At 37.1% G+C, this 21331-nt stretch carries 25 protein-coding genes and 1 pseudogene; 12 read left to right on the forward strand and 14 right to left on the reverse strand.

Going from position 1 to position 21331, the window contains the following annotated elements:
* Positions 1-28: 28 nt before the first annotated feature.
* The 5 genes and pseudogenes from DCS32_RS10020 to DCS32_RS10040 all read right to left on the reverse strand — a co-directional run bounded on the left by DCS32_RS10020 (position 29) and on the right by DCS32_RS10040 (position 5312).
* Positions 29-1405, reverse strand: coding sequence for an exonuclease domain-containing protein (locus DCS32_RS10020; protein WP_108878139.1), 1377 nt, complete (start codon positions 1403-1405; stop codon positions 29-31).
* Between the two features lie 69 nt (positions 1406-1474).
* Positions 1475-2122: a YggS family pyridoxal phosphate-dependent enzyme gene (locus DCS32_RS10025; RefSeq protein WP_108878140.1), complete on the reverse strand. Its 648-nt coding sequence runs from the start codon at positions 2120-2122 to the stop codon at positions 1475-1477.
* A complete protein-coding gene (locus DCS32_RS10030) occupies positions 2122-3342 on the reverse strand; it encodes a DUF1015 domain-containing protein (protein WP_108878141.1) in 1221 nt (406 codons plus the stop codon). The genes DCS32_RS10025 and DCS32_RS10030 overlap by 1 nt, the downstream gene beginning before the upstream one ends.
* A gap of 60 nt (positions 3343-3402) precedes the next feature.
* Positions 3403-4335 (reverse strand): annotated as a pseudogene (locus DCS32_RS10035) (3-hydroxyacyl-CoA dehydrogenase family protein); the annotation flags it as partial.
* A 17-nt stretch (positions 4336-4352) separates the two neighbouring features.
* Positions 4353-5312 (reverse strand): Gfo/Idh/MocA family oxidoreductase, encoded by a 960-nt coding sequence (locus DCS32_RS10040; protein WP_108878143.1) that lies wholly within the window; start codon positions 5310-5312, stop codon positions 4353-4355.
* Positions 5313-5457: 145 nt separating this feature from the next.
* Between DCS32_RS10040 and DCS32_RS10045 the strand changes: the two genes are divergently transcribed.
* The 4 genes from DCS32_RS10045 (at position 5458) to DCS32_RS10060 (ending at position 9386) form a co-directional block, all read left to right on the forward strand.
* Positions 5458-6099: a protein-L-isoaspartate(D-aspartate) O-methyltransferase gene (locus DCS32_RS10045; protein WP_108878144.1), complete on the forward strand. Its 642-nt coding sequence runs from the start codon at positions 5458-5460 to the stop codon at positions 6097-6099.
* Positions 6100-6157: 58 nt separating this feature from the next.
* Positions 6158-6775 carry a recombination mediator RecR gene (gene recR, locus DCS32_RS10050; RefSeq protein WP_108878145.1) on the forward strand — a complete coding sequence of 206 codons (618 nt, stop codon included), beginning with the start codon at positions 6158-6160 and terminating at the stop codon, positions 6773-6775.
* Between the two features lie 123 nt (positions 6776-6898).
* Positions 6899-7996 (forward strand): glycosyltransferase family 2 protein, encoded by a 1098-nt coding sequence (locus DCS32_RS10055; RefSeq protein WP_108878146.1) that lies wholly within the window; start codon positions 6899-6901, stop codon positions 7994-7996.
* A gap of 79 nt (positions 7997-8075) precedes the next feature.
* On the forward strand, positions 8076-9386 hold the full coding sequence (locus DCS32_RS10060; protein ID WP_108878147.1) for a dihydrolipoamide acetyltransferase family protein: 1311 nt from the start codon (positions 8076-8078) through the stop codon (positions 9384-9386).
* Between the two features lie 90 nt (positions 9387-9476).
* Here the strand turns inward: DCS32_RS10060 and DCS32_RS10065 are convergent, their stop codons facing one another.
* A complete protein-coding gene (locus tag DCS32_RS10065) occupies positions 9477-10136 on the reverse strand; it encodes a hypothetical protein (RefSeq protein ID WP_108878148.1) in 660 nt (219 codons plus the stop codon).
* Entirely contained in the window at positions 10129-10596 is a 468-nt protein-coding gene (locus DCS32_RS10070) for a hypothetical protein (protein ID WP_162533628.1), read from the reverse strand. The genes DCS32_RS10065 and DCS32_RS10070 overlap by 8 nt, the downstream gene beginning before the upstream one ends.
* Before the next feature lie 99 nt (positions 10597-10695).
* Here DCS32_RS10070 and DCS32_RS10075 point away from each other — a divergent pair, with 99 nt between their 5' ends.
* The 7 genes from DCS32_RS10075 to DCS32_RS10105 all read left to right on the forward strand — a co-directional run bounded on the left by DCS32_RS10075 (position 10696) and on the right by DCS32_RS10105 (position 14469).
* The gene (locus tag DCS32_RS10075) at positions 10696-11469 is read left to right on the forward strand and encodes a 3'-5' exonuclease (RefSeq protein ID WP_108878150.1); all 774 of its coding nucleotides are present in this window, start codon (positions 10696-10698) and stop codon (positions 11467-11469) included.
* Positions 11470-11472: 3 nt separating this feature from the next.
* Positions 11473-12087, forward strand: coding sequence for a fumarylacetoacetate hydrolase family protein (locus DCS32_RS10080; RefSeq protein ID WP_108878151.1), 615 nt, complete (start codon positions 11473-11475; stop codon positions 12085-12087).
* A gap of 3 nt (positions 12088-12090) precedes the next feature.
* Positions 12091-12426, forward strand: coding sequence for an Hpt domain-containing protein (locus DCS32_RS10085; protein ID WP_108878152.1), 336 nt, complete (start codon positions 12091-12093; stop codon positions 12424-12426).
* Positions 12427-13674, forward strand: a complete 1248-nt coding sequence (locus DCS32_RS10090; protein ID WP_108878153.1) for a competence/damage-inducible protein A — start codon at positions 12427-12429, stop codon at positions 13672-13674.
* Positions 13675-13870: 196 nt separating this feature from the next.
* Positions 13871-14110: a 50S ribosomal protein L28 gene (rpmB, locus tag DCS32_RS10095; protein ID WP_013749891.1), complete on the forward strand. Its 240-nt coding sequence runs from the start codon at positions 13871-13873 to the stop codon at positions 14108-14110.
* Positions 14111-14130: 20 nt separating this feature from the next.
* On the forward strand, positions 14131-14313 hold the full coding sequence (gene rpmG, locus DCS32_RS10100; protein WP_013749890.1) for a 50S ribosomal protein L33: 183 nt from the start codon (positions 14131-14133) through the stop codon (positions 14311-14313).
* Positions 14314-14316: 3 nt separating this feature from the next.
* Positions 14317-14469 (forward strand): DUF4295 domain-containing protein, encoded by a 153-nt coding sequence (locus DCS32_RS10105; RefSeq protein WP_013749889.1) that lies wholly within the window; start codon positions 14317-14319, stop codon positions 14467-14469.
* 254 nt (positions 14470-14723) lie between these two features.
* Here the strand turns inward: DCS32_RS10105 and DCS32_RS10110 are convergent, their stop codons facing one another.
* The 7 genes from DCS32_RS10110 to DCS32_RS10140 form a co-directional block, all read right to left on the reverse strand.
* Complete coding sequence (locus DCS32_RS10110) at positions 14724-15221, reverse strand: DUF192 domain-containing protein (protein WP_108878154.1); 498 nt, start codon at positions 15219-15221, stop codon at positions 14724-14726.
* Entirely contained in the window at positions 15208-16146 is a 939-nt protein-coding gene (gene lgt, locus DCS32_RS10115) for a prolipoprotein diacylglyceryl transferase (RefSeq protein WP_108878155.1), read from the reverse strand. Before lgt ends, DCS32_RS10110 begins: the two co-directional genes overlap by 14 nt.
* A 112-nt stretch (positions 16147-16258) precedes the next feature.
* On the reverse strand, positions 16259-16513 hold the full coding sequence (gene yidD / locus DCS32_RS10120) for a membrane protein insertion efficiency factor YidD (RefSeq protein ID WP_204161770.1): 255 nt from the start codon (positions 16511-16513) through the stop codon (positions 16259-16261).
* Entirely contained in the window at positions 16513-17997 is a 1485-nt protein-coding gene (gene cysS / locus DCS32_RS10125) for a cysteine--tRNA ligase (protein WP_108878156.1), read from the reverse strand. Before cysS ends, yidD begins: the two co-directional genes overlap by 1 nt.
* A 115-nt stretch (positions 17998-18112) precedes the next feature.
* Positions 18113-18814: a GTP cyclohydrolase I FolE gene (gene folE / locus DCS32_RS10130; protein WP_108878157.1), complete on the reverse strand. Its 702-nt coding sequence runs from the start codon at positions 18812-18814 to the stop codon at positions 18113-18115.
* A 119-nt stretch (positions 18815-18933) separates the two neighbouring features.
* Positions 18934-19632: a LytR/AlgR family response regulator transcription factor gene (locus tag DCS32_RS10135; RefSeq protein WP_108878158.1), complete on the reverse strand. Its 699-nt coding sequence runs from the start codon at positions 19630-19632 to the stop codon at positions 18934-18936.
* A complete protein-coding gene (locus tag DCS32_RS10140; RefSeq protein WP_108878159.1) occupies positions 19632-20681 on the reverse strand; it encodes a sensor histidine kinase in 1050 nt (349 codons plus the stop codon). The genes DCS32_RS10135 and DCS32_RS10140 overlap by 1 nt, the downstream gene beginning before the upstream one ends.
* Positions 20682-20956: 275 nt before the next feature.
* On the opposite strand from DCS32_RS10140, the gene DCS32_RS10145 reads away from it, so the two are divergent.
* Positions 20957-21331, forward strand: a complete 375-nt coding sequence (locus DCS32_RS10145; RefSeq protein WP_108878160.1) for a MotA/TolQ/ExbB proton channel family protein — start codon at positions 20957-20959, stop codon at positions 21329-21331.

Below are 21331 nucleotides of genomic sequence, written 5' to 3' on the forward strand. Positions count from 1 at the left end.
CAGTAGCCTAAAAGTACTGTTTTCTGTGCTAGTTAGTAATCTGATCTAGCGGAATAATCTTAAGTCGTTTTCTGCTACGACAATAACTCTGGATAATATGTCTAGCATCTCTATTATCTTCCATAGGGGTTATAATAGATTTAAGCGTTTCAAGATCGTTGAGTTGGAAATCAGGTTTATAATAACCTATCCCTACAAAAACACCATCTTCTACAAGTACTACAGAGCGTTCAATTGAGCTGCGACCGCGCTCCACGATTACCATACTTTTGTTTTTATAGCTATGCTTGTCTAGAAAAGCTTGTACACGCTGGTTATATGATTCTGGTGATTCCTCTCCTATACAAGCGCCATTACATTTTTTAATAGTATAATTAAAGCAGTTGCCGCTCTTTTCATTGTACATCGTCATATTCTGGCATAAATCATAAGAGTCGATAATGCGCTCTAGATTAGCCTTTGCACTCATAGAGTTGCTATAAGTTGTAATAGACTCTTTGCGACCATCTGCTCTTTCGGTCTTGAGGTGTATATAACCTTCACTGTCTGTATAGTGAGTGAGTTGTACCTTAAATTTAGTTCTACGTAAGGCTCTATTAAACTTTGGCTTGTGACGTTTTATTTCTTCATTTTCCTTTAGAAGTGCAATGAGCTCAGTGCCTGTAGTCTGGTAGGTAACCGTTTCTACCTGATCTTGTATTTGCTTACTCTTACGATTATCATTAGTAAAATGTTGCGTAAGACGTTTTTTCATGTTTTTACTTTTGCCTATGTAAATGATGGTTCCATTTACATTATGCATAAAGTACACACCAGTCTCAGAAGGTACACTTCTTATAAGGTCCTTAAGTTTGGTGTCCATATGCTTTTTTGGGAAAGAGCGAATGGCTTTAGTTATAATTGTCTTTTCTGGGTCTTTCTCTAGGAGTAACTTGAAAAGTTTGACAGTTGCAATAGCATCACCATCTGCTCTATGTCTGTTAGACATCGCGATTCCTAATGCCTTCGTTAGTTTTCCTAAACTATAGCTATCATGTCCTGGTAGCAATTCTTGAGAAAGCTCTACAGAACATAAGGTGGTTCTTTCAAAAGGGTATCCAAGCCTGTCAAATTCTAGACTTAAAATACGATAGTCAAACTGGGCATTATGAGCCACAATTATACATCCCTCTGTAATTTCAATAATACGCTTTGCTATTTCATGAAACTTTGGAGCATCTGTTAACATCCCGTTATTAATGCCAGTAAGTCCTACTACAAATGCTTGTATGGGGCGTTCTGGGTTTACGAGGGTAATAAATTGATCTACAACTTGATGTCCGTCAAATTTATAAATGGCGATTTCTGTAATACCTTCTTCGTTGTACTTGCCGCCAGTGGTTTCTATGTCTAGTATTGCGTAAATATGCTATTTTTTAAAATTCCAGTTTTTAGGGAATTATGTTATTTTAAAAGAGAATCAAAATGGTTAAAGTTATCTAGCACCAAAAATACTGCTTCCTACTCTAATCATGGTACTTCCTTTGTCAATTGCGAGTTTATAATCACCACTCATTCCTGAGGATAGTATGGTGAGATTTGCGCTTTCGCGAAAGCGTAAAAATAATCCTTCCAGTAACTCAAACTCTGCCGCAACTTGATCTTGGTCGTCTGTAAAAGTTGCCATTCCCATCAGACCTACCACATTTACATGGGGATAGTTTTCTAATGTGTTTTCTTCAAAAAGCTTAACGGCATCTTGAACAGCCATACCAAATTTTGAATCTTCACGAGCAATTTTAATCTGAATAAGAATATCAATCACTCGGTCATTTGCTTCTGCCTGTTTATTTACTTCTTTTATGAGTTTTAAGCGATCTACAGCATGTATTAGGCTCACGTATGGAGCCATATATTTGACTTTGTTTGTTTGAACGTGACCTATCATGTGCCACTGGATATCCTTGGGCATTTCTTCCCACTTGTCTGTCATTTCTTGGATCTTGTTTTCTCCAAAAATGCGTTGCCCAGTTTCATAAGCCTCCATAAGGTCTGAAACAGGTTTAGTTTTTGAAACAGCTACAAGAGTAACGTGTGAAGGAATGTTTTCGCGAAAGCGTAAGATATTTTCTGCTATACTCATTAAAATTCGTAAATGGTTACGCCACTGCGTAGTTTAGGTTCAATATACGTACTTTTTGGTGGCATTTTTAATCCAGCGTCTGCTATTTCTTTTAACTCATTTATAGTGACTGGTAGCATGCCAAAACTCACTGCATATTCTTGATTATCTATACGGTCTGTTAAGCTTGTAATATCACGCCTGCCATCTACATAAACAATGCGGTCATCATTTCTCAAATCTATGATTCCTAAAATAGGTTTGAGCACCGTTTCATACAGTATGTGAGTGTCTAGTCTATCTAGTGGAGTGTTAAAGCTACGTAGGCTGTGTCTCAAGTAAAGGCTGTAATACTCACCATCCAGATACATGTTAAAGTGATGTTTCTTTGATGGTTTATAAGGAGTAGTGCCGCGATTCTCAATTCTAAACTTACTATCAAGAGCTATTAAAAAACCTTCTTTACTCAAGCCGTTAAGATCCTTTATAAGCCTATTGAACTCATAAATAAGTAACTCTGATTCAGGTATGAGAAAACTCATAAATGAACGATAGCTCTCTTGATTTTTTGAATGATTTTTAGAAAGTAGAGCAGAGGAGGAAGATCTATGGTGACCATCTGCAATATAGAGGCTATTCATGCTAGCAAAAGCATGTTGCAGCTTTTCTATAGTTGGTGTATCTGTTACTGGCCATAAATGATGTGTATCACGATAGGTGGTTGTAAACTCATACTCAGCGCGATCACTCATCACATTGTTGAGAATGCTTTTGATCTCATCAGAATTTTTATAGGTAAGTAATACAGCCTCTGCATTAAAGCCCACGGTATCTAGATATTCTGTAAAAAGAGTCTCGCGATCTTGGAGCGTGTCTTCGTGCTTTTTTATAACATCATTCTCATAGTCTTCTACAGAAGCGCTAGCGACAATACCACAAAAGGTGTTCTTTTCTCTATCTACAATTCTATATACATAGAATGCGGGTTGCTCTTCCTTAATAAAAACACCATCATCTTTAAATTCTTGATAGCGATTGCGTACAAGTTCAAAACGCTGTTTCCCAGTAATTTCTTTTTGAAATTTATATCCAGGATTGATAATGTGTAAAAATGAGAACGGATTTTGTGCCATTCTGTGGTCGCGTCCTACTTGATCATAAAATTGATAAGCGCGTGTAGCTACCAGTCCTACTTTATCTCTAGTAGGTCTTACCGCACGGAATGGGAGAATTTTTGCCATGTTATGTGTACTTAAGACGCACTATGGTGCGTCTTTATTAAGCTTTGTGTGGTGTTGGGATTATGAAGCAAACATTGCTGCGACTTTTTCTGCCTTGCGACTTTCTTTATAATCGTAAAAACCTTCACTAGACTTCACTCCTAATTTTCCAGCTCTTACCATATTCACTAAAAGCGGGCAAGGTGCATATTTTGGATTTTTAAAACCGTCGTGCATGACTTCAAGAATAGATAGACAAACATCTAGACCTATAAAATCTGCAAGTTGTAATGGACCCATAGGGTGCGCCATTCCAAGTTTCATAACCGTGTCAATTTCGTATACGCCAGCCACACCGTTGTATAGCGTTTCTATCGCTTCATTAATCATAGGCATAAGGATGCGATTTGCTACAAATCCAGGGTAATCATTAACCTCTACCGGTACTTTACCTAACTTTTCTGAAAGTTCCATGATGGTCTTTGTGGTTAGGTCACTAGTATTATAACCTCTTATGATTTCTACCAGTTTCATGATAGGCACAGGGTTCATAAAGTGCATTCCTATTACTTGGTCTGGACGTTCTGTAACAGCCGCAATCTGAGTAATTGAAATGGATGATGTGTTTGTAGCAAGTATACAAGAGTCACTTGTAGCAGCATCAAGAGATTCAAAAATCTTTAGTTTTAAATCTACGTTCTCTGTAGCCGCTTCTACTACAAGCTCAGCATTCTTAACACCTTCTGCAAGGTTTGTGTACGTAGTGATTTTATCAAGAGTTTGCTGCTTTTCTATAGCAGTAATACGCTCTTTGGCAACCATTCTATCTAGATTTTTTGAGATAGTACTAAACCCGCGGTCTAGTGAATCTTGAGAGATATCTACTAGTTGTACTTGGTAACCACTTTGAGCAAAAGTGTGGGCAATTCCGTTACCCATTGTTCCTGCTCCTATAACTGCTATATTTTTCATAAATGAAGTGCTTTGTGTGCTCCCTTGTAAAAGGGTTTGTGTGTTTGAATATGTGTTTTTTAAAAATCTGCAATAATCATCTTGGCTACTCGTAAAGCTTCGGTTCCAGCTTCAAGTGATACGATTGGGGTGGTATTTTCATTTATTGCTTTCGCGAAAGCGTCTAGCTCATCAAGTATCGCGTTATTGCTAGGTACATCTGGATTGTCAAAATAAATTTGCTTTTTGATTCCTTCTGCATTCTGAAGAATCATTGCAAAATCATCTGGAGATTCTGGTGCGTCTTTCATCTTTACAACCTCTACTTTTTTCTCAAGAAAATCTACCGAAATGTATGCGTCCTTCTGAAAGAAACGTGCTTTGCGCATGTTTTTCATAGAGATACGACTCGCGGTAAGGTTTGCAACACATCCGTTTTCGAACTCAATACGAGCATTTGCAATATCTGGAGTTTCTGATATGACAGATACGCCACTTGCATTCACACTTTTTACAGGACTATTTACCACGCTTAATATTGCGTCAATGTCATGTATCATAAGATCTAAAACTACAGGAACATCTGTCCCTCTAGGATTAAATTCTGCAAGTCTATGCGCCTCTATAAACATAGGACTCTTAATGGAATGACTCACAGACATGAATGCAGGATTGAAGCGCTCTACATGACCTACTTGACCTAGAACGTTGTGTTCTTTTGCAAGCGTGAGTAGTTTTTCTGCCTCCTCAACTGTGCTTGTTATTGGTTTCTCAATAAAGAGGTGCTTTCCAGCTTTGATTACCTTTTCTGCACTTGCATAGTGATAGGTGGTAGGAGTTACTACATCTACCATATCACAGGCGTTGATTAAATCTTCTTCGGTCTCAAAAGCAGTGTAACCAAATTCTTGAGAGATGGCATCTCTAACCTCTTTTGAAGTGTCGTAAAACCCTACAAGTTCGTAGTGTTCAGAAAGGTTAAGAAGTTTTAAGTGTATTTTCCCCAAGTGTCCAGCACCGAGTACGCCAGCTTTAAGCATAGTGTTTGATTTTTATACAAAAATAAGGTTTTAGATACTTTTTAATAGGATACAACTTTCTACAAAGAAGATTTTTTTAGAATGGTTGTAAAATCTTACAGATAGGTATATTGATTTTCCAACTTTTCTTCTAATTTAGTAATCCATGAAAGACACTACTCGCCACCAAGGAAAACGCCGCCAACTTGTTCAAATATTGAGAGATAAGGGAATCACAAATGATCTTGTTCTCAATGCTATTGGGAAGATTCCGCGTCATTTTTTTATGGATAGTAGTTTTGAGCATCACGCGTATCAAGACAAAGCGTTTCCTATTGCTGCAGATCAAACCATCTCTCAACCATACACAGTTGCTTTTCAAAGTGAATTAATGGAGATTAAGAAAGGACATCAAGTTCTCGAGATAGGAACTGGAAGCGGTTACCAAACTGCTGTGCTTTGTGAGTTAGGAGCCAAAGTATATTCCATAGAGCGCCAGCAAGAATTGTATAAGAAGACAAAATTGTTTCTTACCAAGCTAGGCTATAGGCCTCGTTTTTTAAGTTTTGGTGATGGCTATAAAGGGTTACCATCTTATGCACCTTTTGACAGTATTATAGTGACAGCTGGAGCTCCGTTTGTGCCTAAACCACTACTGGCACAACTTAAAATAGGTGGAAGGCTTATTATACCTGTAGGTGATGACCCACAAATTATGCAACGCTACATACGAACCTCTGCGACTTCTTTTGAGAAAAAGGAATATGGAGAATTTAGATTTGTACCGTTACTGGAGGATAAGAATTAGTGCGTCTATAAGCTAAGTGGTTTTTTCATAACGACACTAAAGAGTTATCTTTACAACTATGGAATTCTCTTCAAAACTTCTTGAAAATGCAGTCTATGAAATGTCTCAACTCCCAGGAGTAGGGAAGCGTACTGCGTTACGATTAGTACTACACTTATTACGCCAGCCAGAGGTGCAAACCCACCACCTTACAGAAGCATTAAATACAATGCGTGATACTATTAAATTCTGTAAAAAGTGTCACAACATTTCAGATGTAGCCTTATGTGAGATATGCTCAAATCCCAATAGAGATGAAAGCATTGTTTGCGTGGTAGAAGACGTAAGGGATGTAATGGCGATAGAAAATACAAGTCAGTATCGTGGTTTGTACCATGTACTGGGAGGTAAAATTAGTCCGCTGGACGGTATAGGGCCTCAGGATTTAAATATCTTTTCACTTATAGATAGAGCAAAAAGCGGTGTCGTAAAAGAGGTGATTTTTGCACTAAGTTCTACTATGGAAGGAGATACTACAAACTTTTATATTTATAGACAGCTAGAAGCTTATGATATCGCAACTTCAACTATTGCTAGAGGTATTGCCGTGGGTGATGAGCTAGAGTATGCAGATGAGGTAACGCTAGGTAGAAGTATTTTACATCGCATCCCATTTGAGAATTCTTTAAAGAATTAAATTAATATATTGTGCTTTGTTAAAAATATAACGCAATAGGTAGTATATCTTATGTGCTACTATAAATAATAAATTTCTTTAAGCTTTTTGCAACTCTCCATAATAATTGTAAACTATAACGTAATGCGCTACCTAGAGTTATGTCTAGACAGTGTGCAAGATGCAATAGCTTCTATTGATGCAGAGATTATAGTGGTAGATAACGCTTCTTTAGATGGCAGTGTGCAAATGGTGAAGGATAAGTTTCCTGCCGTAAAGATTGTTGCCAATAAGAAAAACGCTGGTTTTTCGTCTGCAAATAATCAAGGGGTTGCTTTAGCAAAAGGAACTCATATCTGTATTCTCAATCCGGATACAGTGGTTCCATCGAGTGTATTTGAGAGTTTACTAAAAATAACTACCCAAGAACAATATACCGGAGCGCAAGGAGTACGTCTTGTAAATGGGAGAGGGTCTTATTTGCCAGAAAGTAAGCGCAATGTCCCTACACTGCGAGTAGCATTGAGTAAAATGCTGGGATATGGGTCTTCTTATTATGCTACACATATACCTAATGAAGCTACCGGAAAAGTAGATGTGTTAGTAGGTGCATTTATGTTTATGTCTCGCAATATTTATGAGGAAGTGGGAGGATTTGATGAGCGCTATTTTATGTTTGGAGAAGATATAGACTTATCATACACTATTACAAAGGCGGGTTACAGCAATCACTATATAGGTGATGAAACAATACTACATTTTAAAGGAGAGAGCACTGTGAGAGATGAGCACTATAGAAGGTGTTTTTATGGAGCGATGCAATTGTTTTATGAAAAGCACTTTCATGATAACGTGTTCAAAGGTTTTCTTGTGAATACTGGTGTGAGCTTGGCCAAGTTCAAAGCTGGATTTTATAAAAGGTATTTGCAGTCTAATCTTGTTGATGATCAGTTTGATGTAAAGGAGTATGTGTTGCTCACGGATAATACATTTTTGAGGGACGCTTTCGCGAAAGCGGTAACAAAACCTGTAAAAGTTATAAGTGATATGTGTGTTCCAAAGGAAGGGCAAGAGCTTGTTTTTGATGCTGCATATGTAGCGTATAGTGATATAATTAAGGAAATTATAACATATCGAGGTAGTGGTGCTACCTATAAAATCATTCCTAAAAATGGTACTTTTGCAATAGGCAGTAATAGTAGTCTAGGGAAGGGTGATGTAATTGAGTTTAATAGAGATTAATAATTTATTGTCACTATTTGATTGATTTAATTACTATTTTTGCAAAAACGAGTATTAAAAACAGCTACATTTTACGAATATGGCAAGATTTGAATTAAAGCTACCAAAAATGGGAGAAAGTGTTGCAGAAGCAACGCTTACAACTTGGTTAAAAGAAGTAGGAGATACTATAGAGGCAGATGAGCCTGTACTAGAAATCGCTACAGATAAGGTAGATAGTGAAGTTCCTAGTGAAGTAGACGGTATTTTAATAGAAAAACTGTTTGAGGTAGATGATGTTGTTGAGGTAGGGCAGACTATTGCTATCATAGAAACCGAAGGTGAAGGAAGCGGTGACGCTACGCCAGCGCCAGCTCAAAAAGAAACTAAAGAAGAAGAGGTTGCAGTTGCTGCAGTCGCTCAAACTGTAACTGCTGCAAAAGACGCAGTGGCTGCTCCTGTAAGTTCTGGAGACCGTTTTTACTCACCACTGGTGCGTAACATGGCAAAGGAAGAAGGTATTGATCAAGCAGAACTTGATTCAATTACAGGGACAGGTAAAGATGGTAGAGTGACTAAGGATGATATGGTGACATATCTTTCTACACGTGGCACAGCTCCGGCTAAGCCAGCTGCACAAAAACAAGCGCCTGCTGCTAAGGCTGCTCCTGCAGTAAAAGCTACGCCAGTAAGTGTAAATGGTGAAGATGAGATTATAGAGATGACACGTATGGGTAAACTCATATCGCATCACATGGTAGCATCTGTACAAACAAGTGCGCACGTGCAATCATTTATTGAGGCAGATGTAACAAACATCTGGAACTGGAGAAAGAAACACAAAGATAGCTTTAAGGCAAAAGAAGGTCAGAATTTAACCTTTACTCCTATATTTATGGAGGCTGTAGCAAAAGCTATACGTGACTTCCCTATGATTAATATCGCTGTAGATGGTGATAAAATCATAAAACGTAAAAACATAAACCTAGGTATGGCAGCAGCTTTACCAGATGGTAACCTTATAGTACCTGTAATAAAAAATGCAGACCAGCTTAATCTTGTAGGGATGGCAAAGTCTGTTAATGATCTTGCGGGACGTGCTAGAGATGGTAAATTAAAACCAGATGATACTGCTGGAGGAACGTATACGGTAACAAACGTAGGAACCTTTGGGTCTATCATGGGAACTCCTATTATCAATCAGCCGCAAGTTGCAATTCTTGCGCTAGGAGCAATACGCAAAGTACCTGCAGTGATAGAAACTCCAGACGGAGATTTTATCGGGATACGTATGAAAATGTACCTTTCACACTCTTATGACCACCGTGTGGTAAATGGAGCGCTGGGCGGACAGTTTGTAAAACGTGTTGCAGAGTACCTAGAAGGATTTGATGTAAATCGCGAAGTATAAGTAAAGCGATTAAAATTATATAAACCAAAGGCGCAACGTGAGTTGCGCCTTTCTTGTTTTATGGAGTTAATGACATCTGAGTTGTCAGGATTAGTTCTTTTTTAATCCTTTCCAGTCATACTCATGTATGAAGTTTTTAATATCTACAATGCTCCAGTGCTTTCTGCCTTCAAACATTACAACGGGTAAGTCTATAATCCCACCTTTGTAACTTGAAGTTTTAAGATGATCAAACATAAAGTCATTCACCTTGTTGTTAGTGCTTACATCTAGCACACGGTATTTGTAATGATTTTTATTTAAAAAATCTGTGAGCAGCTTGCATTTCTCACAATCTGGCTCTATAAATACGGTAAGCTCATCATCCTTAAGGGGTCTTATATTTACAAACTCTTCTCTGTCCGCTCCTTTTCTGGTGGAAATGTCTTGCAATTCGTTCTCATAAGTAAAAATCTTAGTGTAGGTGGGTTCTACTCCTTTGAGAGGGATAAGCGTAATCATGAGGACTTTTGAGTTAGGAGGAAGTTTTTTTATCACAGGCCTATCTGCGCTTCTTCTAAAGCCTTCACCTTGCACAATTAAAAAAGCTTCTTGCTCCTCGTCTGTATTGTTTTGAGCATAAAGTAACCATCTTTTGGGTTGTTTATCTTCTATCAATTCTACGGGAGGCGTGTTGTTTTGTTGCGCTTTCGCGAAAAATTGAAACCCTAACACCAAGGCTATAAAAAGTAACAGTTGTAATCTATTCATCTGTTTTAGGAAGTTTTAAATTCTTAGTTAGTGAGTAATCAGATTCGAAAAACTGAATGTACGTCGGCTGAATTTTAGGCGATTTACTTCGAGGTGACTTCTTGAAGAATCGTGCCTTCGTGTTATTTAAATCAATTGTGAATTGATGGTTTATATCATCTTCGGTAGTAGTAAATAAAACGATCTTGCCCTTAAGTTTCCAGTTACCGCGGGCCCACCAGTGCTCTTCCTTTTGACCTTTAAGTTGTCTGAAATTGTGATACTCAAACCTGCCATTTGGAGATAACGTAAGTGACCACGTAATGACTGAAGTTTTCGGGACAATATTTACGTTAATTGTCTTACCACCTTTTTTATAAACTCCAGATACATCATCTGTGGTAAATGCTGAGGTTTGTGCATTTCCCATTTTCGCGAAAGCGAAAATTAAAAAGGCCAACAGTAAAAATTTGTTTTTCATAACTATCTTAAAATCAAAAGACGTACCAAGATACAGAATCTACCATTTTTAATGAAAGAGGGAGTTAATTTTGTAGATTGAAACAAGTATTTTTGTGCCATGCAATTAAAAATTACAAGACCGATTTGCTTTTTTGACCTCGAGACTACTGGAATTAATGTAGCCAAAGATAGAATCGTAGAGATTTCTATTTTAAAGGTATTTCCAGATGGAAGGGAAGAAGAGTTTACAGAACGTATAAATCCTACAGTGCCTATTCCTGCGGTAACAACTGCGGTGCATGGGATAAGTGATGCAGATGTAGCAGACAAGCCTACATTTGCCGAGCGTGCAAAGGATGTTTATGACATTATAAAGGATGCAGATCTTGCGGGATTTAATTCTAATCGATTTGATATCCCATTACTAGTAGAAGAACTACTGCGCTCTGGGATTGATTTTGATATGAAAAACCGTAATGCCATTGATGTGCAAAATATTTTTCACAAGATGGAGCAACGCACACTTGTAGCGGCTTATAAATTTTATTGCGGTAAAGACCTTACTAATGCGCACAGCGCTTCTGCCGATACTTGGGCAACCTATGAGGTGTTAAAGTCTCAGCTTGACAGATATGATGAGCTAGAGAATGATATGAAGTTCTTAGGCGATTTTAGTACGCGTAAAAAACAAGCAGATTTTGCTGGTTTTATAGGCTACGATAAGGATGATGTAGAGATTTTTACCTTTGGAAAACATAAAGGTAAAAAAGTAGAAGAGGTGCTAGATAATGAGCCAGGATATTTTGGCTGGATTCAAAATGCAGATTTCCCTCTTTATACTAAGAAAGTGCTTACGGCTATAAAACTGCGTAAACTTAACACTAAAGCATAGCTTATGAAACTTATATGTATAGGTCGTAATTATGCAAAGCATATTGCAGAGCTTGAGAATGAGCGTCCAGAACATCCAGTGGTGTTTTTAAAGCCAGATTCTTCTATTTTATTAAGTAAACATCCGTTTGTGATACCGCCATTTTCTAATGATGTGCATCATGAGGTGGAAATTCTCGTAAAAATTAAGAAGATAGGGAAGTATATAGATCAGAAATATGCTAGTACCTATTATGATGAGATAGGTCTAGGTATTGACTTTACAGCTCGTGATTTACAAGCGCAACTTAAAGAGAAAGGGTTGCCATGGGAAAAAGCAAAAGGCTTTGACGGCGCTGCCGTAATAAGTTCAAAGTGGTTGCCTGTGTCAGACTTTGATACTGTAGATGATATTTCTTTTCATCTAGAGAATAATGATGTTACAGTTCAAGAAGGATCTACTAGTGAAATGCTATGGAAAATTGATGCTTTAATAAGTTATGTGTCTCAGTATTTTACACTTAAGATAGGAGATGTTATATTTACGGGAACACCTGCGGGAGTTGCACGCGTACAAGAGAATGATAAATTAAAAGGGTATATAGGAGAAACAGAGATGTTCTCTATAAACGTAAAATAAGACATGTTGAGACATTATAATCTAGAAAAAGTAAGAGAGATCGCTGGTGGTGATGAGGATTTTGTAGGCATTATCGTGGCAACATTTTTACAAGAAATTCCGCCAGATTTAGAGTCTATGCAAAGTGCTATTGAAAATAATAATCACAAGATGGCATATCAATTTGCACATAAAATGAAACCTAATCTCGATATGTTTGGTATTGATTTATTAGGTCAAATCAAAGCTATGGAGAAGTGGAGTGATAGTAACAAGCCTACATCTGCAATACAGTCTAAGCTTGATGATATAACGTCTACCTTAGGAACTGTGATTGCTGAGCTTCAAGAAGATTTTTAAATGAAAGCAGAAATTATAACGATAGGTGATGAGATTCTCATAGGCCAGATTGTAGATACTAACAGTGCTTACATCTCATCTGCTCTCAATAAAATAGGAGTTTCCATATACCAGATTACATCTATTCAAGATGATGAAAGTCATATACTAGAAGCTTTTGCAGCTGCACAATCTAGAGCAGATCTTGTGATTGTTACAGGCGGCCTAGGTCCTACTAAAGACGATATTACAAAGCATACCATATGTAAGTACTTTAATGATGAGCTTGTGTTCAATCAAGGAGTGCTAGATCATGTAGCGCATCTCTTTAAGGAATATATTAAAAAGCCAATGCTTGATGCAAATAAAACGCAAGCTATGGTGCCTAGTAAGGCAGAAGTACTAGTAAACGAATTTGGTACTGCTCCAGGGATGTGGATTGAGAATGATAACACTATCTTTGTCTCTATGCCGGGTGTTCCTTATGAGATGAAGGGGCTTATGGAAAATGAAGTGCTGCCGCGTTTACAAAAGCAGTTTAAACTTCCTTATATACTACACAAAACGTTTTTAACCTACGGAATGGGTGAAAGCGCCATCGCCGAAAGGATAGAGCGTTTTGAGAATGAACTTCCTGCCGAAATTAAGCTAGCTTACCTTCCTTCATTAGGCAGAGTGCGTTTGCGTTTATCTACTTCAGGTCTTTACAAAGAAGTTGTAGAGATTGCCATGCAAGAACAAGCAGATAAGCTTTTACCTTTTATAGACGACATTTTTGTTGGATATGAAAGCGATGGAGAATTTGAGCAAGTTGTAGCTGGCCTATTTGTAGAAAAAGGTAAAACCCTCGCGATAGCAGAGAGTTGTACTGGAGGGCAAATGGTAGAGCGATTTACGGCACACAGTGGTGCTTCGCAATATTTAAAGGGAAGTCTAGTGACTTATGCTACACAATCTAAGGTTGATATTTTAGGTGTTGATCCAGAAGTGATAAAAGAACATTCTGTTGTAAGTGCTCAAGTGGCAGAGCAAATGGCTGTAAATGCTAGAAAACTTTATAAATCTGATATAGGTATTTCTACTACCGGTAACGCAGGACCTTTAAAAGGAGATAGTGATGCAGAGGTGGGAACGGTTTATATAGGTATTGCTACAGAGAACGGTGTTATGGCGCATCATTTTATGATGGGTAATCACAGAGAGCGAGTAATAGGTAAGGCTGTAAATAAGGCCTTAGAGTTACTTAAAGAAGAATTACTCTCTAAGTAGATGTTATATTGAGAATACGCTTTCGCGAAAAAGTGCCATTTTAGTGCTTGCGCGAGACGAAATAAAGAGTAAAAGTAAAGAAAAGTGAAAATCACTTGAAGAAACAGGAAAAAAAACTACGAATAAGTTTTGTAGTGAGATATAAAATTACGTATTTTTGCAGCCTGTTTTGAAATAACTATTTAAAGTTTTAGGAATGTCTAGAGTTTGTGAGCTTACAGGTAAGAAAGCGATGGTCGGAAATAATGTTTCCCACGCGATGAATAAGACGAAGCGTAAATTTAACGTGAATCTTATGAAAAAACGTTTTTACCTTCCAGCAGAAGATAAGTGGATCACGTTGAAAGTATCAACGTCTGCGTTAAAGAATATCAATAAGAAAGGAATCGATGCGGTTGTTAAAGAGGCACGCGCAAACGGGTTCTTAACTAAATAATCCCATAAAGAAACACCGAGATGGCAAAGAAAGGGAATAGAGTACAGGTAATCTTAGAGTGCACTGAGCACAAAGCGACTGGTCAACCAGGTACGTCAAGATATATCACGACTAAAAACAAAAAGAACACACCGGACCGTATGGAGTTGAAGAAATTCAACAACGTATTGAAGAAGATGACTGTTCATAAAGAAATCAAATAAGTTATGGCAAAGAAATCAGTAGCATCTTTACAGACAGGATCAAAGCGTTTAACTAAAGCGATAAAAATGGTAAAGTCTCCAAAATCTGGAGCTTATACATTTGTGGAAGCAGTAATGGCTCCAGACCAAGTAAGCGATTTCTTAGCTAAGAAATAAGTTATACTATACAATATTTGAAAACCCGCTTCTTAATAGAAGCGGGTTTTTTGTTGTTTAAGATGTTTGATAAAGAAATATTCCTTGTCAAGAATACAAGGTTCCTGTGGTTACTTAACAGAAAAACTATGGTTGTTTTCGTAGCTTAACTACCCTGTCTGTTTTGTGAATGAACAGATTTGCTCAATAGTCTGTAAAAGCAAAAACCCTCTGTTTAGAGGGTTTTGTGTTAACTTAAGATACTGTGGACTATATTAAAGAAGCTTCCATTCTACGCGATCTCCTACCTCAATAACCCATTCTTCAGATAGGCCACCATTAATCTTTAAAACTAACTGAGAAGGTACTTGTGATGGTAAGAATGTCTTATCATCTAAAGGCGTTGTGTTTTCAGAAAAGCTTACAATCTCGTTACTAGCATTGATGTGTATAAGGTCTAGTGGAAACCTAATATCTGTCATATAATATCCTCTTAATTCTTCTTGTGGGTATAGAAAAAGAACTCCTTGGTGTGATTTGAGTCTATCTCTATTCTTGAGATCTACTTCCTGCTCGTATGCAGTGTCTGCTACCTCTATATCTATCGTACGTATTACTTGACCAGAAGCTTTTATGAGTGTAAGCTCTCCCTCTTTATTAAAAGCTGGTTTTTCGATAGATATAATACTATCAGTATTTGTGTTTTCTTTACAACTCACTCCAGCAATAAGAAGTGAGAAAAGTGAAATATAAGCAGCGTTACGAAGCTTCATAAGATGTTTTTTTAGTAAATGATGTTATTACAAAGTATAGGCCTATAATTATAAAAGGTATGCTCAATACCTGACCTGTGTTTAGATTAAAAATCCAATCTTCACGATTTTCTACTTGCTCACGTTTAAAGTTTTCTACTATAAAACGTACGCCCATTAGAAGTAACAAGAATAGACCGAATAAAAATCCTGACTTCTTGCGAGCATCTGTCTTCCAATACAGAATAAATAGGATTAGGAATACAAATACATAACCAAAAGCCTCCATAAGCTGTCCAGGATATCTAAAAGGAATGGTGCTTATAATATCTGCAAATTGAGGGTCGCTTGTAAGTGCTTGGTACGCTTGTGCTGGATTTGGGATATTAGTAAGCGATACCGCTCGGCGTTCAGAAATTTCGTCTTGAACAAATTGAATACCTAAGTTGCTGTCCGTAATTTTTCCTACCATTTCTGAGTTCAGAAAGTTACCTATACGCACAAACACAGCTCCAGATGCACAGGTAATTACTACGCGATCTAAGATCCATAAAACCGATTTATGCAAGACCTTTTTGTTATAAAGGTACAATCCAAAAATAGTAGCAATCGCAGCTCCGTGACTAGCAAGTCCTCTAAACCCGGTAAATTCAAATTCTGGGACAAACCTAAAAGGTAACAATACAGATAGCGGATCTTCCCAAAGTAATTCTGTTTGATAAAAGAATACGTGACCTAATCGTGCTCCTAAAAGAATAGAGACTACGGCATAAATAAATAGACTGTCTAATTTTTCAATAGCAACTCCTTCACGGATGAACATCTTCTTCATCAGGTAAAAACCTAATGAGAATGCAACTACAAACATTAAACTATAAAAATGGATAGTTATAAAGCCTAGGTCAAGTCCTGATATTGGATTCCATGTAAATTTTAATGCAAGCATATATTGGGATTGTTAGCTACTCGGATCATTAGTTAGTGTTTCCACAGTAGAACGAGTGTGTTGTTTATTTGAGTAAGCAATTTAAAACCTTAATAGCAGATACTGAAAGTCTTTATGTATTATTTAATTCTTCTTTTTCGGGAACTGGGTCATATCCTTGACCGCCCCATGGGTGGCAAGAAAATATTCTTTTGATAGATAACCAGCCTCCAGTGATAAGTCCGTGTCTTTCTAGTGCCGTTTTTGTGTAACTCGAGCAAGTAGGACTGTAGCGACATGAGCTTGGCGTCCATGAAGAGATGAATTTTTGATAAAACCAGATGATTCCTAAAAATGGAGCAATGGCTATTTTCTTGATAGAAACCATTAGTTTACCGAAAAGCTTGTACCTTCTCGACTATCCTTCAGTTGTATTCCTAGTTCAATAAGTTCATCGCGTATTTTGTCACTTAAGGCAAAATCTTTGTTTTCTCTAGCTTCTTTGCGCAGCTTTATTAATAATTCTACGGTTCCATTGAGTTTTGAGTCGTCCGCTTTCGCGAAAGCGTTATTATCCTCAAGTCCTAAAACATCAAAAACAAAAGCTTCAAGAGTTTCTAATAGAAGTTTTAAATCTTCGGCTGTGATTGTCGCCTTTCCATCTTTTATTAAGTGGATTTGCTTGACAGCTTCAAAAAGTTGTGCGATGAGAATAGGTGTGTTAAAATCATCATTCATGGCATTGTAGCAAGATTGCTTCCATGCTGTCACGTCAAAGCTACTTTCCTTAGAAACTGTAAGATTTTTTGCTACTTTGAGTGCTTCCATGAGTCTATGAAACCCTTTCTCACTAGCAAGTAAAGCGTCATTAGAAAAATCCATGATGCTACGATAGCTTGTTTGAAGTATAAAGAATCTCGCAACACTAGGAGCAAATCCTTTAGAAAGATGCTCGCTATCTCCAGAAAATATCTCACCAGGATTAATACTGTTCCCAGTACTTTTAGCCATTTTCTGTCCGTTAAGAGTGAGCATATTTGCGTGAAGCCAGTAACGCACAGGCTCAGTGCCTAACGCTGCCTCATTCTGTGCAATCTCACATTCATGGTGAGGGAACTTTAAATCCATACCTCCACCGTGTATGTCAAACTGGTCTCCTAAGTACTTTGTGCTCATAGCAGTACACTCCAAGTGCCATCCAGGGAAACCATCTCCCCAAGGACTAGGCCAGCGCATGATGTGCTGTGGTTCTGCTTTTTTCCAGAGTGCAAAGTCTTGAGGGTTCTCTTTTTCATCTTGTGCGTTGAGAGTTCTAGTATTTGCAATCATATCTTCTAGCTTGCGGCCAGAAAGTTTACCGTACTCATGGTCTTTATTAAACTTTACAACATCAAAATATACAGAGCCATTTTTTTCATAAGCATAACCATTATCTATGATTTTCTTAATGATTTCCATTTGCTCAATAATATGCCCTGTTGCTGTAGGTTCAATACTGGGAGGTAAGAAGTTGAATTTATTGAGAATATCATGAAAGTCTAAAGTGTATTTCTGCACAACTTCCATAGGCTCGATTTTTTCCAATCGAGCTTTCTTTGCAATTTTATCTTCTCCTTGATCTGCATCATCTGTAAGGTGACCAGCATCTGTGATGTTACGCACATATCGCACTTTATATCCAAGGTGCTTGAGATATCTAAAAATCATATCAAAGCTCATAAAAGTACGTACGTTACCTAAGTGTACATTGCTGTATACGGTAGGTCCACAAACGTACATACCTACATATCCTTCAAGAAGGGGTTTAAAAAGTTCCTTTTTTCCCGAAAGGGAATTGTAAACTGTAAGTTCTTGATCTTGGTATAATGGCATTTTATGTGCTATTTATGTGTGTGACGAAGGTAAATATCTTAATTGTAAAACTCAAAAAGCGGTAACTAAAAAGAAACCGCTTTGTTATAAGTATTTATAAGCAAGTTGTAGCCTCTTAAAAATCTGTATCTAACTTTATGTAGTCTAAAAATTCTCTACGAGTAGCAGCGTCTTTAAATTTGCCACCAAACTCGCTAGTAACTGTGCTGCTCTCGATGTCTCTTATTCCTCTACTATTTACGCAAAGGTGTTTTGCGTCTATAACGCAGGCTACATCTTCCGTGCCCATTGCGCGTTGTAATTCTTGTACAATTTGCATGGTAAGACGCTCTTGTACTTGAGGACGCTTTGCATAATAATCTACTATGCGGTTCATTTTACTAAGACCTACAACAGTTCCATTAGAAATGTAAGCCACGTGTGCACGGCCTACAATAGGTAGTAAGTGATGCTCACAGGTAGAGTACACTGTAATATTTTTCTCTACAAGCATCTCTCCATACTTATAGTTATTGTCAAAAACGGAAACCTTAGGTTTATTATCTGGATGTAAACCTGCGAAGATCTCGTTTACAAACATTTTTGCCACACGCTTAGGAGTGCCTTTAAGGCTATCATCAGTCATGTCAAGACCTAGTGTTTGCATAATATGTGCAACATCTTCTTGAATGCTCGCCATTTTATCTGCGTTACTCATCTCAAAGGCATCATCACGCAGTGGTGTTGTAGCACTTGTAGAAACGTGATTATCGCCTATTTCTTCATTGAGAAGATTAGCGTCGTCTACTTGTATTCCTCTATCTAAATCTGTTTTCATAGTAATCTGCAATCCTTTTAATGGAATTTATTACGCTTTCGCGAAAGTATAATAAAGCACTTTTTAAATCTTTGTCGTAATGATTTTTTAAGGCTTGCAAAGGTACATAATAAACTACATTATTTTATGCGGTTTAATGTGCTAAGTACATTGTCACGGTAGCCGCGGCTGATAGGAATTGCTTTATTATTTATATTAATATGCTCGTTTGTGAAACTTTCAATACTACTTATCGCAACCACATATGATCTATGTGTTCTTAAAAATAGGGTAGCAGGTACTTTTTCTAGAGTAGCAAGCAGTGTTTCTCTAGTGACGATAATGTTATTTGTGGTGTGTATTTTCAAGTAATCACCTATGCTTTCTATGTAAAGTATATTGCTGAAGTCTACTTTTATCATTTTACGATCAGAGCGAAAAAAGGTAAAGGTTTCTTGATTTGTACTCTCAACTTTTGGACTTACTTCCTTATAAAACTTCTGTAAAGCTTTCATTAAGCGCTCTAGGGATATAGGTTTAAGTAGGTAATCTACCGCTTGTAAGTCAAAGCCTTCTACGGCGTATTCTCGATAAGCAGTTGTGAAAATTATTTTTGTTGTTCCTTGGATTGCCTTGGCAAACATAAGTCCGGTAACCTCTGGCATATTTATATCTAGAAAGACGAGGTCAACATCATGCTTACTGAGAGCACTGAAGCCTTCGGCTGCGTTTTTGCAAACAGCAATTACAGTCATCTGAGTTATTTTAGAAAGGTGATTTTCTAAAATCTCACGAGCCATGGGTTCGTCATCTATGATAATTGCTTGATAAGTTTCCATTAGTTTATGTTGATGTTTAGCTCAAGGTAATACCATCCTTTTGAAGTGTGGTTGTTAAGGGTATAAGCATTTGGATATAAAGTATCCAGCCGCTTGGTGCTATTTTGCATTCCTAGTCCGTGATTTTCCTTTGGAGAGGAATCTTCTTTGATTGTATTTTTTATAGAAAAATGTAGCTGTTTATCATGGACTTCAAGCGATATTACGATGTGTAATATTGTATCATGCGGACTGCCATGTTTAAATGCATTTTCAATAAATGCAATAAATAACATTGGCGGCACTTGTATGTCGTTGTCTATTTTTTTTGAGAATGAAACTTTTAATGTGTCTCTAAAGCGCACTTGCTCTAGTCCTATATAAGAAGATATGTAGAGCACCTCTTCAGAGATTGCAACAGTTTTTTTCTCAATCTGATTAAGAGTATAATCGAGTAGATTGGACAATTTTAAAATCAAGTCAGGAGTGTCTTTAGACTCTGTTAGTGCAGCGCCATAAATAGTATTTAGTGTGTTGAATAGAAAATGAGGGTGGATTTGCTCTTTTAGGTAATAAAGTTCTTTCTCTTTGAGCGTAAGTTGACCTTCTAGAAGTTTCTTTTCTAACGCTGTATTTCGATTAATCGCTTTGTAGTTGTATCGCAGTACTTGAACAAGTGATACCAATCCAGCAATTATATAAACAAGTATGAATACAAATAGAAAATTACGAGTGAGTAATGGCATTTGCTTCATATCATAATTAGATAAAAATATGAAGTTGATAAAAGTGATAATGATAATAAGAAATAGCGAGCCAACTATGGTGTAGAGTAAGTAGGTGCTAAATAGTAGATAGCGCTTTTCAAGCAAGAACTTTGGAATTAAATAGTAGGCTATAATATAAGTTACTGTAATCGTTATTGGCAAGAGACTTGTTGCAAAGTATAGTACAAATTCTTCATTTGCTGCTGCATAGCTAAAAAAGTAAATGTAAAATAGCCATACGACTATCCAAAGTATAATATGTAATGGGATAATCGCAAGATTTTTAAGCTTGAATTCATACATCTTCCAAAGATGAGAAAAATATAAGAACGATTTGATTTTTTGAGGTGAACGACGAGATTCATCATGGGAATAACATTTTCATCAAGCTAGTAACCACTTAAAAGGCTTATTAAGTTATAATGTGTGTTATAATGGAAGTTGGTCGAGTTTATAAATGAGCGTTGTAATTCAGTTATATATTTACCTCAGAAACGTTTACTAATAAATTGCTCAGCATGTTATTTTCAATCATTTAATATCAAAAGAAATGTTTTTAACCTTTAATACTATCCAATATGTCACAATTAATTGATCGCATGAACGAGGGAGGACCATTATTTATGTATCCTATTCTAATAGTAATTATTGCAATTATCGCCCTACTTGTAATTTCTCTTATGGGGAAAAGAGCTAAGAGGCCAACCTCAGAAATTATAGGTCACCTTAGTCTTTTTGCAATGATGTGGGGCTTTCTCGGTTCTACCTTGGGCTTAATTACAGCTTTTGATGCTATAGAAGGAAGCGGCAATATATCGCAACCCATGATGGCAGGCGGACTTAAAGTAGCATTGCTTTGTACGCTATTTGGTCTTTTTACCTTCGTGATTGGCAGGTTATCTATGTTAGTGCTTACTATAAAAGCACAACAAGAAGAGCGAATTAAAGTATAA

The sequence above is a fragment of the Dokdonia sp. Dokd-P16 genome, from assembly GCF_003095655.1.
Taxonomy (GTDB): domain Bacteria; phylum Bacteroidota; class Bacteroidia; order Flavobacteriales; family Flavobacteriaceae; genus Dokdonia.

Bases quoted from the DNA above. Each gene is read 5' to 3' on its own strand.
- lgt (WP_108878155.1), bottom strand. From the start codon at position 16,146: ATGCTTGCATTAAAATTTACATGGAATCCAATATCAGGACTTGACCTA.
- DCS32_RS10075 (WP_108878150.1), top strand. From the start codon at position 10,696: ATGCAATTAAAAATTACAAGACCGATTTGCTTTTTTGACCTCGAGACT.
- DCS32_RS10140 (WP_108878159.1), bottom strand. From the start codon at position 20,681: ATGTATGAATTCAAGCTTAAAAATCTTGCGATTATCCCATTACATATT.
- DCS32_RS10110 (WP_108878154.1), bottom strand. From the start codon at position 15,221: ATGAAGCTTCGTAACGCTGCTTATATTTCACTTTTCTCACTTCTTATT.
- rpmG (WP_013749890.1), top strand. From the start codon at position 14,131: ATGGCAAAGAAAGGGAATAGAGTACAGGTAATCTTAGAGTGCACTGAG.
- rpmB (WP_013749891.1), top strand. From the start codon at position 13,871: ATGTCTAGAGTTTGTGAGCTTACAGGTAAGAAAGCGATGGTCGGAAAT.
- DCS32_RS10080 (WP_108878151.1), top strand. From the start codon at position 11,473: ATGAAACTTATATGTATAGGTCGTAATTATGCAAAGCATATTGCAGAG.
- DCS32_RS10060 (WP_108878147.1), top strand. From the start codon at position 8,076: ATGGCAAGATTTGAATTAAAGCTACCAAAAATGGGAGAAAGTGTTGCA.
- DCS32_RS10040 (WP_108878143.1), bottom strand. From the start codon at position 5,312: ATGCTTAAAGCTGGCGTACTCGGTGCTGGACACTTGGGGAAAATACAC.
- DCS32_RS10025 (WP_108878140.1), bottom strand. From the start codon at position 2,122: ATGAGTATAGCAGAAAATATCTTACGCTTTCGCGAAAACATTCCTTCA.
- recR (WP_108878145.1), top strand. From the start codon at position 6,158: ATGGAATTCTCTTCAAAACTTCTTGAAAATGCAGTCTATGAAATGTCT.
- DCS32_RS10145 (WP_108878160.1), top strand. From the start codon at position 20,957: ATGTCACAATTAATTGATCGCATGAACGAGGGAGGACCATTATTTATG.
- DCS32_RS10090 (WP_108878153.1), top strand. From the start codon at position 12,427: ATGAAAGCAGAAATTATAACGATAGGTGATGAGATTCTCATAGGCCAG.
- DCS32_RS10030 (WP_108878141.1), bottom strand. From the start codon at position 3,342: ATGGCAAAAATTCTCCCATTCCGTGCGGTAAGACCTACTAGAGATAAA.
- DCS32_RS10085 (WP_108878152.1), top strand. From the start codon at position 12,091: ATGTTGAGACATTATAATCTAGAAAAAGTAAGAGAGATCGCTGGTGGT.
- folE (WP_108878157.1), bottom strand. From the start codon at position 18,814: ATGAAAACAGATTTAGATAGAGGAATACAAGTAGACGACGCTAATCTT.
- DCS32_RS10135 (WP_108878158.1), bottom strand. From the start codon at position 19,632: ATGGAAACTTATCAAGCAATTATCATAGATGACGAACCCATGGCTCGT.
- DCS32_RS10055 (WP_108878146.1), top strand. From the start codon at position 6,899: ATGCGCTACCTAGAGTTATGTCTAGACAGTGTGCAAGATGCAATAGCT.
- cysS (WP_108878156.1), bottom strand. From the start codon at position 17,997: ATGCCATTATACCAAGATCAAGAACTTACAGTTTACAATTCCCTTTCG.
- yidD (WP_204161770.1), bottom strand. From the start codon at position 16,513: ATGGTTTCTATCAAGAAAATAGCCATTGCTCCATTTTTAGGAATCATC.
- DCS32_RS10105 (WP_013749889.1), top strand. From the start codon at position 14,317: ATGGCAAAGAAATCAGTAGCATCTTTACAGACAGGATCAAAGCGTTTA.
- DCS32_RS10065 (WP_108878148.1), bottom strand. From the start codon at position 10,136: ATGAATAGATTACAACTGTTACTTTTTATAGCCTTGGTGTTAGGGTTT.
- DCS32_RS10070 (WP_162533628.1), bottom strand. From the start codon at position 10,596: ATGAAAAACAAATTTTTACTGTTGGCCTTTTTAATTTTCGCTTTCGCG.
- DCS32_RS10045 (WP_108878144.1), top strand. From the start codon at position 5,458: ATGAAAGACACTACTCGCCACCAAGGAAAACGCCGCCAACTTGTTCAA.